Below are 12,140 nucleotides of genomic sequence, written 5' to 3'. Positions count from 1 at the left end.
ACCAAGGAGGAGTCGCGAATATGCAGAAATTTAGAACGGGAATAGCCGCGCTGGCGATGCTGGCCGCAAGCGTTTCGGCCGCTGTCGCCGGCGTCGAATTGAAATTCGCCCATGCCGCGCCGGATACGGATCTGCAGCAGAACCTGGCCACTTTCTTCGCCGACGAGGTGGCCAAGCGTACCGGCGGGGAAGTCACGGTGAAAATTTTTCCGCAGGGCCAGCTTGGCAACGACCAGCAGATGATCACCGGGGCGCGGTCGGGCGTGATCGACATCGTCATGTCCGGCCTCAACAATTTTACCGGCATGATGCCGAAGTTGGGCGGCCTTGAGCTTCCCTTTATGTTTCAGAACCGCGAGCACGCCTACAAGGTGCTCGACGGCGAGGTCGGTCGCGGAGGCTTGGCCGAGTTCGAGCGGTTCGGCATGAAAGGCCTTGCCTATCCCGAAAACGGCTACCGCAATGTCACCAACAACACGCATCCCATCCGGACGCCAGCAGATATCGCAGGGCTCCGGATGCGCACCAACAATTCGGTGGCGCTCAACGAACTCTTTGCACTGCTGAAGGCCAATCCGCAGCAGCTCCCCGTGGCCGAACTCTACACCGCGCTGGAAACCGGCGTTGTCGATGCGCAGGAGCATCCGGTCAACATCACCTACTCGTTCAAGTTCTACGAGGTGCAGAAATACCTCTCGCTGACCGAACATGCCTATTCGGCCCTGGCGCTGGCCATGAATTTAGACAAGTTCAACACGCTCACGCCCGAACAGCAGAAGGTGGTCATGGAGGTGGCGGCCGAGGCGACTGCCATGCAGCGTAAGCTCAGCATCGAGAAGCAGGAGAGCATCCTCGGCGAACTCGCCGCTGCCGGACTGGAGATCAACCGCGACGTCGACAAGGCAGCGTTCCAGGAAGCCGCTAAACCGACCTGGGACAGCTACGTGGCGGCCAATGGCGACGAACTGGTCAAGGCGGTCCAGGCGGTGAAATGATTGGCTGCCTGCGGGCAGTCATTCCCCGCATGCGCGACATTGACGGGTGGGCATTCCGCCCGTCATTCGGCAGGCGACGGCCTACGCTTCGTCTTGTCCACAGCCCCTTCGGGCAGGGAATGAACCAGCCGATGTTTACCAGGACCGCTTTGTTCGAAGGAAAGATCCTGGAAGGACAGGAGGATGCGTTCTTCTCGGCCGTCGAAGAGCGGCTGCTGCCGATCTGGCAAAGGCTGCCGCGCGTGCAGGATGTTCGCTTGTATAAGCCCGTTCGGCGCGACGCAGACGCGCCGGAGATATTTCTGGTCCTGGAAATAGACTATCCCTCAATCGAAGCGATCGAAGAAGCCATGGCCTCGCCGGAGAGGGAACTGGCAAAGTCCGCGCACGAGGCCATCATGCCGATGTATGAAGGTCGCCACTACCATCTCGTTTCGCTGAGACTGGCCAATTTCCTCGCGGCATCCGGTTGATCGGTGCCGCGATCTCGGGGCCGGTTCGACGGCGACCGCCGTTGGCGCGCGGATTGCCGAAGGCGCAGTGAGGTCTTCGATGTCGCCGGATACGCCCTGCTTTCCGTGCAACGAACGCACTCCGTCGTGCACGGGCTAGCATGCGGTTGAGAACAGCACAGCTGATGGCAATCTCCGCCTGCTGGGCGGCCTGGATGCGGAAACCGACAGCCCCTTGTTGAGACAATGGTTTTGGTTTTCGGAGCGACGGCCGGTCCCGGCGCTCACCAGCAGGTACAGAAGGCAATCACTCAAGGCAAAGGGGTCTAGGGAAACTGCTCTGCGCGGGCTGCCCGGATTTCCTCCTTGACCGCCACAAGAGCGGTGGTCAGCTTCTCGAAAGCCGAATTCATGGGTGAGGTACGACGCCAATGAAGGGCGATCTCATGTCGCGCTTCTGGATGATCAAGACGGCGCAGGATGAAATCCGGGTCCCGGATCGCCTCTCCCAAAGCATAAAGCGATGGTAACACCGCCACCCCGGCGCCCATGACGGCCATTTGGCGAACCGCGTCAAGGCTCGCGCCCTGATAGTCCCGGCTGACCTGCGTTCCCGCCAATGCGGCAAGTCGCTCGACGATTTCGGTGAGCCGGTATCCCGGGCTCAGAGACAGAAGCGGCTTCGCGGCAAGATCGGCGAGCGTCACGGGGCCATCTGACGATGAGAGCGGATCATCGGCCGCCGCACAGATCCACAGAGTTTCAGTGAACAACGGGCGGGTGTGAAACTCGGGGCTTGCCGTCGGGGAACCGATAACCGCATCCAGCCGCCCCTCACGCAAATGGTTCAGCAAATCGCGCGTTGCTCCCTCCTGAACGGCAAGCCTGAGATCCGGGAAAGACGCATGCAGTCGGCGGGTTGCCAATGGCATGTAGTAGGCCCCGACCGATGGCAGCATATTGAGGCGCAGGTTCAGCTTGCCATCGGCGTTTCTGGCCAAGCTGCGGAACTCTTCCAGATCCCGCAAGATCGCGCGCGCTCTGGGCAAAAGGATTTCACCCAGCGGCGTGAGCTGCACGCGCCGGGAGGTGCGCTCGAACAGGGCGATGCCAAGTTCTGCCTCCATGGTCGCGAGCTGTTTGGACAAGCTGGGCTGGCTGACGGCCAGATCCTGAGCGGCTGCGCCAAATGCGGATTGATTGGCGACCGCCACAAAATACTGAAGCTGGCGGAACGTGGGGCGCATGCTGATGTTCCTTGATTGATAGATGCAAGCTATCGATTCAACAGAAAATTGCCATTGGTTCATCGATCTCCGGTCACCAACTTAGCCCCGTGGGCGGCGACGCCCGTGTAGCAAACGGAGAAAACAGAATGCTCAACAAGATAGCGATGTCAGCCAGCGTAATTGCCCTGATGGCCGTGGGATCCGCGCAAGCCAAGGCAATGACCCCGGTTACGGCGGACGAAGTCGTAGCGCTTCAGAAAGCCTGGGGCGAGGGTATTGTCGACATCGGCCAGGTCTTCACTGATGGCGGCGACTACAGAGCTGCTGCCGAGGAGCATCTCAAGAAATTCTATGCCTACGGAGAGGAAGAAGTTCTGTTCAAGCCCACCCTTGCAAACGAAGACCAGTTCCGCAGCACTTTCGAGGAAGCATTGTCATATTTCGTCACCGGAACCGTGAGCGAAGACAAGGGATTTGCGATTGCGCCCTACACCAAGGTGCGCTGGGAAAATGAAGGCACGATCGTCGACAGCGATAGTGCCATGTCGATGGGCAACTACTATTTCACGAGACGGACGGCTCCGAGACCAAGGTTGAATACTCTTTTGGAATTGAACGTATGGGTGACGGTCAGCTGAAGATCGTCCTGCATCACTCGTCGCTGCCTTATTCGCCAAACTGATCTGGGACGAGAACCTCCTCAGGTTGCGGCAGCAGGCGGGCGGGGCCGGATCGACCGGCCCCGTTTCCCTCCTGGCAGCCTGAGGCAACTCCGTCATTGCGGGGGTTAGACTCCGAGCGCAACGCCGTCTTTTCTTGGTTCCGATGCACCGGTAAGAGTGCCGTTCTCCCAATCAATGCGGATCGCTTGTGCGCCGCCGATCGGATCCTGTGCCGGAGAGAAGGTGAAGCCTCGCCGTTCGAGCTCGGCTTTGGTCGAGCCGTCAATCGTGTGCTCTGACTCCACTGTGGTCCCGTGGGAGGTCGGCGTCACGCGCGGCAAATCGATCGCCTCCTGGAGGTCCATGCCGTAGTCGAGGACCTTTGAGATCAGATGGGCATGGCCTAGCGCCTGATAGTAGCCGCCCATCACGCCGAACGGCATCTCCACCCTGCCGTTGCGGGTCACCATGCCGGGGATGATGGTGTGAAGCGGCCGTTTCGATGGCCCGATCCTGTTGGGGTGGCCGACCCTGAGGGAGAAGCTCTGGCCGCGATTGTGCAGGATGACGCCCGAGCGAGGTGGGATGAGGCCGGCGCCGAAACTGTCGAAGATAGAGTTGATGAAGCTTGCCGCATTTCGATCTCGGTCGACGACCGAGATATAGACGGTGTCACGATGAAGCGGCATTTCGAAGGGTGGTAGGTCGGTCAGCGCCTTTGTCAGGTCGATCCTTCCCGCAAGCCTGTCGGCCAGTTCGTCGGACAGCAAGTGATCAACCGGGACATCCGCCTTCTCCGGATCGGCGATCCAGGCGTCGCGGGCGGCATAGGCAAGGCGCGTTGCCTCGATTTCGACATGCAGCCGGTCGGGCGACTGTGGATCCCCTTTGGCGCCGAAGCGGCTCAGGATGTTGAGGATCAGGAGAGCGATGACCCCTTGGCCGTTCGGTGGACACTCATGAATCGTGTAGCCACGAAAATCAGTGGTCACCGGGATCACATATTCGCCGCGCGCATTCGCGAAGTCTTCCAGCGTGTGCAGACCGCCAAGCGAATTCAGATAGGACACCATGTCCTCGGCGACCGGCCCCTTGTAGAATGCACCGCGTCCCCCGGCAGCAATGCTTTTTAGGGTTTCCGCAAGCTCCGGCTGGCGGTGAACCTCGCCGATCCTTGGCGCCCGTCCGCCGGGAAGGAAGATTCGAGCGGCGGTCGCGTCGGCCGCGAGCAGTTCTTGTTCGAGGGACCAGTCGCGGTGAACGCGTGGGGCGATCGCGTAACCCTCCTCGGCGAACCGGATCGCGGGCGCAAGTACGTCGGCAAAGGGAAGCTGGCCGTGATCGGCGTGGAGGCGTGTCCACGCGTCGATCGCCCCGGGAATGGTTACTGCCGCAGGCGACTGGCGTGGCACCTCCGTCAGTCCTTGCATATCGAACCAGTCGGCAGTGAGGGCCGCGGGCGTGCGGCCGGACCCGTTATAGGCGATGACTCTTAGGCGATGACTCTGTCGGAACCATTGGGCGCGTAAAGTGCGAAACAGTCGCCACCGATGCCGGTCGAGCCCGGTTCGACGACGCACTGCACCGCGCAGGCGGCAATGGCCGCATCCATGGCATTACCGCCCGCTTCCATGATCCGCAGTGCAGTGAGGGTGGCGGAAGGGTGCGAGGTCGCCGCCATCGCATTGATCGAAACGGCGGCAGATCGCGTCGGCTTCTCGAAGTTGCGCATTTCGTTCATTCTCTTCGTGCTTGCCGCAGGCATGTCTCAGGTCCGCGCTCGGTAGGGTGTGAGCCACGTTTCCAGCGCGTTCAGTGCCGAGATGATGGTGAAATTGAGCGTGAGATAGATCGCGCCGGCGGCCACGAAGACCTCGACGGCGCGATAGGTTTGCGAAATGAGTCCCTGCGCGATGCCGGTGACCTCCATCAGTGTGATGATCGACGCAAGCGATGTGCCCTTGATCATGAGGATGATCTCGTTGCTGTAGCTCGGGATCGCCTGGCGAAGGGCCAGGGGCAGGATGACGAGGCGCAAGGTGAGCAGCCGTGACATGCCGAAGCTGAAGGCTGCCTCGATCAGGCCGCGGGGCACGCCCTGTATCGCGCCGCGCAGGATCTCGCTACCGTAGGCCGCGGTATTGAGGCTGAGCGCGAGGATGGCGCACCAATAGGGCTCGCGAAACAGCCACCAGAGTCCGATCGCCTGGAGCGAGGGACGGAATTGGCCGAGGCCATAGTAGATCAGGAAGATTTGCACGAGAAGAGGCGTGCCGCGAAAGACCGCAACGAAAGCGCGGATGGGCAAGACCAGGACCGGGTTATTTCCCTGCTGCGCAAGCGCGAGCAGCAGCGCCATGACGAAGCCGATGCTGATCGAGGACGCCGCAAGCTGGAGGGTCATCGGCAGGCCTGCGAGCAGGGCGGGAACGATCTCAAGAAAAAAGGTAAGGTCAAACACGTGCGAACCATGCCCCGCCGGGCCCGGGCCTCGCTGTAGCGGAAAACCGAGGCGGTCATTGCCGCAATCACGAAATAGAGCATGGCCGCCGCTATGTAGAAGACAAAGGGTTCTCGTGTAGATCCGGCGCCGATCTGCGCTTGTCGCATCAGTTCGACGAGGCCGATCACTGAGATCAGTGCGGAATCCTTGAGCACCAGCTGCCAGACATTTCCGAGCCCCGGCAGTGCATGGCGCATCAATTGCGGCACGATGATGAGGCGCAGGGATTGAAAACGGGACAGGCCGAGCGCCTTGCCCGCTTCGAACTGGCCGCGATCCACGGCGTGATAGGCGCCGCGATAGACCTCGCCCTGATAGGCGCCCGATATGATACCGAGAGCCAGGACGCCGGTTGCAAAAGTCGGCAGTCCGATGAAGCCGGCGTTGCCGAAGAATTCGCCGAGTTGCGTGAGGGCGATGCTGCCGCCGTAGTACAGCAAGTAGATCGTCAGGAGATCGGGCACCCCTCGAAACACCGTGCTGTAGGCGTTCGCGAGCCAAAATGGGATGCTGCGCGACGAGAGCTTGCCACCTGCCGCCAGCGCGCCGAAGACGGCGCCGAGGAGAAAGCCAAGGGCCGACAACGAAAGCGTAATACCGGATGCGATGAGCAGGGCGCCGCCCCAGCCGCCCTCCGCCAGGGCGAAAATATGCGTGATATCCATCATATCAACCGAAGCCTTTCAGCGCGCTGCCTGGCGTAAACGGCTCGCGCCGTTTCGCCATGCAGGTCCGCTCGCGCCTACTTGACCGGCGTCACATCCGCCTTCAGCCATTTTTCCGAGAGGCGCTTGATGGTGCCGTCGGCGATTGCGCCGTCGATCGCCGCGTTCAGCATCTCCTTCAGCTTGGCGTCTTCCTTGCGCAATCCCGCGCCGGTTCCGAAGCCGAACAGGCCACCGACGAAGCCTGGCCCGGCAAGTGTGAAATCGGAGAATTCAGGCTTTGCTAGCGTCGCGGCGAGTGCTGTCTGCTGTGCGAACAGCGCATCAATGCGGCCGGCCGCCAGGTCGAGGTCATGCTGCTCGGTTGTCTTGTACTCGCGAATTTCCACGGTGTCGGCAAAGTATTTCTTCAGGAACTCGAGCATGGTCGTCGCCGCCTGGACGCCGACCACCTTGTCCTTGAGAAGTGGCTTCAGCCTCTCGATCGCGGCCCTCGATGCGGCCTCGTCCCCCATGTCGAACTTCTCCGTCGAAAGACCGAGCTTGCCGAATTCGCTGTCCTTCGCGACCGCGAAACCGCCCGGATCGACCGCATAGGGCTGTGTGAAGTCCATGACCTCGAGCCGCTTCGGCGTTATGAACATGCCGGCCATGATCACGTCGAATTTGCCGACTGTCAGCGAAGGAATCAGTCCGTCCCAGTCCTGGGCGATGAACGTGCATTCGACCTTCATCCGGGCGCATAGATTGTTGGCGAGTTCGATCTCGAAACCGTCGAGCTTGCCGTCGGCGGTGGTGAAGTTCCAGGGAGCGTAGGCACCCTCGCTTGCGATGGTTATCGCCTTGGGCGCCTCTTGTGCCAGTGCGGTGTGAATGAAGCCGAGCATGCCGAATGCGGTCGCTATCGCGGCCAAACGACGAATTTTCATTTTGCTTCCCCTTATCATAACGCCGATCTGACTGATCTGGCGTTCTCGCGACCTGCGCCCGGTCTCGTCGCCGGATCGAGGCCATTCCTGTCCAACCGGTGTTGGTTCACCGGCTCGGAGTCACGAACTCGGCCAGCATCGGCGCTGTGCCGAGGATATGCTCCTGCATAACCTGTTCCGCTTGGCCAGCGTCGCCCGATCGCAATGCTGCGATCACCGCGGCATGCTCTTCTCGCGCGGTGAGCGGTTTTTCGACATAGTCGAACCAGATGCGCATGTAGGGCTCGATTACCGCGTGCAGGGCCGAAATCTGGTGGATGAGCTTGGGCCTCTGGCTCAGTGCACATATCCGGCCATGGAATTCCTGATGGCGGACTACCCAGTCACTGCTGCCGCTCTGGCTCGCGCGCTCCATGCGATCGAGCAAGCGCTCGAGATCTTCGAGTTCCTCCTCGTCGATCCGTGGCATCGCCAGTCTGACCGCGAGTCCTTCCAGAACGGAACGTATCTCGAAAATCTCATAAAGTTCATCAACGGTCAGGCCGGCGACGACACATCCCCGATTGGGCCGCAGAACTACCAGCCCGTCAGAAGCCAGACGCCGAAAGGCTTCGCGCACCGGCATGCGGCTCATGCCGATTTCGGCCGCAATCTCCTCGGGAATGAGCCGCTCGCCTGGTCGGTAGCGCCCGAGGCGAACGGCTCGCTGAAGGTGCCTGTAGGCCTCCTCTTCTGCGGTGGCGGACATGCGTGACTCTGTCGAAATGGAGGCTGGCATGCGGTCCTGTGTATTTTTGTATCCACGTATCTAATCAAGAGCCGGTGCAACGTCAATGACCCCGGCAGACGGCGCTCCAAAAAACGAGAACGGTCGGACGGCCCCGTCTTCAGGAGGGCACGACAGCGAGGGCGGCCGGCCGGCTTCGGCGCAATGTGCGCCAGTATTGGTGGGACCTAAGAATCTTCGTAAGCGGCGGCCACTGCGCTATTGCGCCTGTCCGGTACGCTTGCGAGAGGCACCGGCATCCTTAATCAGCAAGCCGGCTCGATCCGGGCTCCGTCTGGAAATGACAGTTTGCGCCCAAGCTGCATCGCCCGCGAACGTCTCCAGGAATTTGCCATCCAATGCATTTGGTGCAATCTGCAGTCATGAAGATATCGGGGTCCGATCTCCACCTGTTTCGTGTCTTTGAAAGCGTGGTCCGCAATGGCGGCATATCTGCAGCGCAGATGGAACTGTCGCTAAGCCAGCCTACAGTCTCCAACCATCTGACCGCGCTTGAACAGCGGCTTGGCGTGAAGTTATGTGAACGGGGGCGCCGCGGCTTTTCGCTCACGGAAGAAGGGCGCCGGGTTTACGAAATCTGCACGGAAATCAGCGGGATGCTGGACTCCAACTCGGCCCGCCTCTCGTGCCTCAGAAGCGCTTTGGCGGGAAAGGTGGGCATCGGCATTGTCGACTGCATGGCGACCGACCCGAGTTTCCTGATTTCCGACGCGATTGCCGACCTTTCCGAAACCGCACCCGAAATCGAGTTGAATCTCAAGATCATGCGGCCGAATGACATAACAAAGGCGGTGGCGGAAAACGACATAGACATTGGCATAGGCGGTTCCGACATCAAGGTCGCGAGCGTGAGATACCACATCATCTACCGTGAAGAGCACGCGGTATTTTGCGGATCGGCGCATCCCTTGTTTCAGCGAAAGGAGGAAGAGATCACAAGTGCGGAATGCGACCGCCATCCATGGGTCCACAGAGGCTATTGGTATGGTATCCGGCGCCACCGCTTCGACAACTCAGCCGCAAACCGCGTAGCCTTCGATATCGAGGCGCAGCTCTTGATGGTCCTGTCAGGCGCCTACCTCGGGGTCCTGCCCATCCATTTTGCGAACTCGTTCGAACAGCAGGGGCGGCTGCGCCGACTTCCCCTGGCCGATGAAGCCTATTTCGCCGACATCGAGGTCGCCACGCGTGCAGGCGAACAGGCCGCCAACGTCGCCTATGTGCGCGACGCGATCATCAACGCGCACCGGATGCATTTGTAAAAATCAATGTATCGGTTCTCTGAATGATATTCTTGCCGCGCCGGCAGAGGTCTAGGCTCTGACACGGCTGGCGATGCGCAGGGCAGAATGTTGCCTGCGGACTTCCCTGCCAAATGTGCAGCAGCGATTTGGCCGCCGGGTCGAGCGTTCTGATCTTGGCTTCAGGGGTATGGAATGAGCACAGATGCTCTGCTGCTTCGCAACCTTCCCGGTTTTTCGCTGGAAACGACAAGACGCGTGGTCGCAAGTCGCTACGGAATCGAGGGGACATACAAGCAACTGACTTCCGAGCGCGATCTATCCTGGCGCATCGAGAGCACCGATGGTCGCGATGTCGTCGTCAAGATATCGAATGTAAGTGAACCTGAAGGCGTCGTGGATATGCAGGTCAAAGCCCTGAAGCATATCTTCGAGCGCGATCCGGCCCTTTCGGTACCTCGCGTTGTTCCCTCCCTCGCGGGCGCCCCCTATGAATGGATCGAGGACGAGCGCGGCTCCCGGCACATGGTGCGTGTGCTTACTTTCCTTCCGGGAAAGGTCATGGAGCAGGTTGAGGAAGCGTTTTCCGCCCGTACTCGGTTTAACATAGGAGCGATAGTAGGGCGACTTGCCTACGCGCTGCGCGATTTTTTTCATCCATACGCAGGCAGCAATGTGCACTTCTGGGACATTTCACGTGCCCTGGCCTTGCGCCCGCAGATAGCAAAGATCTCTGACGCCAGGCTTCGGCAATTGTGCGAGGAGATATTCGAGCGCGCCGAGCGCTTTACCCTTCCCCAATTGTTAAAGACGCGCCGCCAAGTCGTGCATCAGGATTCGCATGGCGGCAATGTCCTTGTCGATCCGAACGACAGTACATCGCCGGTGGGCATCATCGATTTTGGCGATATGGGCTACAATTCCATTGTCGCGGAGATCGCGACCGCCTCCGAGACATTCTCAAAATTCGATGACGATCCGGTCGCCTACCTTTGCGACGTGACGTCAGGTTTCGATTCAACATACCCGCTCGAAGAAAATGAGATCGATCTCATTTACGATGCGATGCTCCTGCGCCTCGCGATGGCCACTGTCATCGTGGAGGCGAGGGAAGCCACGGAAGAAACCGCCATCCCGCACATCGAGGACGCCAGCCATTATCCTCGAATGATGGAGTTGCTGAGCCGTCAGGGTCGCGCACAGGCGATCCGCAGGCTTCGTCAGGCATGCCGGTTTCCGGTGTATGGCGCCATCAGCATCGATGGCGAGCTTCTCGCAAATGACTATGACGCGCTCAGGCGTGAGCGCGAAGCTCACCTCGGACCGATATGGCATTTCTACGACAAGCCGCTGCACATCACGCGGGCTCGCGCAGCCTGGATGTATGCCGCCGACGGCACCGCCTATCTGGATGTTTACAACAACGTCCCTCAGATCGGTCATTGCCATCCGCATGTGGCGAAAGCGATCTACCGCCAGGCTAGCGCGCTGAACACCAATACGCGGTATATGTGCGACGTAGCGGTCGAATACGCAGCGCGCCTGACGGCCGACCTGCCTGACCACCTCGACACCTGCATCTTCGTCAACTCGGGCAGCGAAGCCAACGACCTGGCGATGCAGATAGCCATGTCGCTCAGCCGGCACGATGGCGGCTTGATCATCGACCGGGCCTACCACGGCTGCACCGAACTGACGACGGCGCTCTCCAATGAAAGCTGGCGTCACCTTCCCCCTGACGAGCATCCCAGGCGGATTGAAACCCTGATGGCCCCGGATATGTACAGGGGCGCTTTTGCCAACGACCCGCAAGCAGCAGCAAAGTATGCGGCCGACGCCGACAGGGCGATCGCCACCCTGCGCGAAAGGGGCCATAGGCCGGCGGCATTTATAGTCGACACGGCGCTATGTTCGAGCGGGGTTCTGCGGGCGCCAGAAAACTATTTCAATCTCATTGCGGAAAAAATTCGTTCGGCGGGCGGATTCGTCATAGCGGACGAGGTACAAGCCGGTTGTGGCCGCATGGGAACCTTTTGGGGGTTCAGAGCAAACGGGCTCAAGGACGAATATGTCGACTTCATAACGATGGGCAAACCGGTGGCAAACGGCCACCCTCTCGGCGTTGTTATTCTCAGCTCGGCGCTCATGAAGCGGTTCCTCAATGGCACCTACCCGCTGTTGTTCAGCACCTTCGGCGGCAACACCGTCGCATGCGCGGCCGGCATGGCCGTGCTGGACGTCATTGAGCGAGAAGACCTGATCAAGCGGAGCGCCGCCGTCGGAGATTATCTGCGCCAGGAGCTTAGGCGCCTGGCTGAAAGGCACGCCATCATCGGCGACGTACGCGGACTTGGAATGATGACCGGCGTGGAACTGGTGACCGATCGTCTCACAAAAGAACCGGCTGTGACGCAAACCGAGCGGCTTGTTGAAGACATGCTTGCCCGAAACATCCTCATAGGGAAAGGCACGCCCAACACCCTCAAGCTCCGCCCACCATTGATCTGGTCGCGAAACGAAGTCGACATTTTCGTCAGCGCTTTCGACCGCAGCTTGAGAATGCAGCAATGAACCCTGCCGGCGATTCACCTGGAATGATCTTTTGGGCCGAAGGGCCTTGGCCGACTTCACCTGGGCAAGGAAGAAGAGTGGTAGCTGGTGTCAAGCTGGCCTTTAG

General features: G+C 60.2%; 10 protein-coding genes and 1 pseudogene. 5 read left to right on the top strand and 6 right to left on the bottom strand.

Annotation, left to right across the window (positions count from 1 at the left end; translation table 11 throughout):
* The first annotated feature begins 20 nt into the window (after positions 1-20).
* Positions 21-995 (top strand): DctP family TRAP transporter solute-binding subunit, encoded by a 975-nt coding sequence (locus JG739_RS28095; RefSeq protein WP_202364362.1) that lies wholly within the window; start codon positions 21-23, stop codon positions 993-995.
* Between the two features lie 131 nt (positions 996-1,126).
* Positions 1,127-1,468 carry a hypothetical protein gene (locus tag JG739_RS28090; RefSeq protein WP_202364361.1) on the top strand — a complete coding sequence of 114 codons (342 nt, stop codon included), beginning with the start codon at positions 1,127-1,129 and terminating at the stop codon, positions 1,466-1,468.
* Positions 1,469-1,773: 305 nt separating this feature from the next.
* On the opposite strand, the gene JG739_RS28085 is transcribed toward JG739_RS28090, so the two are convergent.
* Positions 1,774-2,757 (bottom strand): hydrogen peroxide-inducible genes activator, encoded by a 984-nt coding sequence (locus tag JG739_RS28085; RefSeq protein ID WP_202364360.1) that lies wholly within the window; start codon positions 2,755-2,757, stop codon positions 1,774-1,776.
* A gap of 65 nt (positions 2,758-2,822) precedes the next feature.
* Between JG739_RS28085 and JG739_RS28080 the strand changes: the two genes are divergently transcribed.
* Positions 2,823-3,314, top strand: a complete 492-nt coding sequence (locus JG739_RS28080) for a hypothetical protein (protein ID WP_202364359.1) — start codon at positions 2,823-2,825, stop codon at positions 3,312-3,314.
* A gap of 149 nt (positions 3,315-3,463) precedes the next feature.
* Here JG739_RS28080 and ggt read toward each other — a convergent pair.
* The 5 genes and pseudogenes from ggt to JG739_RS28055 all read right to left on the bottom strand — a co-directional run bounded on the left by ggt (position 3,464) and on the right by JG739_RS28055 (position 8,183).
* Positions 3,464-5,070, bottom strand: a pseudogene (ggt, locus tag JG739_RS28075) (gamma-glutamyltransferase).
* Between the two features lie 36 nt (positions 5,071-5,106).
* Positions 5,107-5,799, bottom strand: coding sequence for an ABC transporter permease (locus tag JG739_RS28070; protein WP_202364358.1), 693 nt, complete (start codon positions 5,797-5,799; stop codon positions 5,107-5,109).
* On the bottom strand, positions 5,739-6,509 hold the full coding sequence (locus tag JG739_RS28065; RefSeq protein ID WP_202364357.1) for an ABC transporter permease: 771 nt from the start codon (positions 6,507-6,509) through the stop codon (positions 5,739-5,741). Before JG739_RS28065 ends, JG739_RS28070 begins: the two co-directional genes overlap by 61 nt.
* A 74-nt stretch (positions 6,510-6,583) precedes the next feature.
* The gene (locus tag JG739_RS28060) at positions 6,584-7,435 is read right to left on the bottom strand and encodes a transporter substrate-binding domain-containing protein (protein WP_202364356.1); all 852 of its coding nucleotides are present in this window, start codon (positions 7,433-7,435) and stop codon (positions 6,584-6,586) included.
* A 106-nt stretch (positions 7,436-7,541) separates the two neighbouring features.
* Entirely contained in the window at positions 7,542-8,183 is a 642-nt protein-coding gene (locus JG739_RS28055) for a GntR family transcriptional regulator (RefSeq protein WP_244749599.1), read from the bottom strand.
* Positions 8,184-8,560: 377 nt separating this feature from the next.
* Here JG739_RS28055 and JG739_RS28050 point away from each other — a divergent pair, with 377 nt between their 5' ends.
* Together JG739_RS28050 and JG739_RS28045 are read left to right on the top strand one after the other, a co-directional pair.
* The gene (locus JG739_RS28050; RefSeq protein ID WP_202364354.1) at positions 8,561-9,484 is read left to right on the top strand and encodes a LysR family transcriptional regulator; all 924 of its coding nucleotides are present in this window, start codon (positions 8,561-8,563) and stop codon (positions 9,482-9,484) included.
* 174 nt (positions 9,485-9,658) lie between these two features.
* Entirely contained in the window at positions 9,659-12,034 is a 2,376-nt protein-coding gene (locus JG739_RS28045) for an aminotransferase class III-fold pyridoxal phosphate-dependent enzyme (protein WP_202364353.1), read from the top strand.
* Positions 12,035-12,140 lie beyond the last annotated feature (106 nt).

This window comes from Mesorhizobium sp. L-2-11, from assembly GCF_016756595.1.
Lineage (GTDB): Bacteria > Pseudomonadota > Alphaproteobacteria > Rhizobiales > Rhizobiaceae > Mesorhizobium.
The sequence above is the reverse complement of the archived record's forward strand: the minus strand, read 5'-3'. Positions and strand labels throughout refer to the sequence as shown.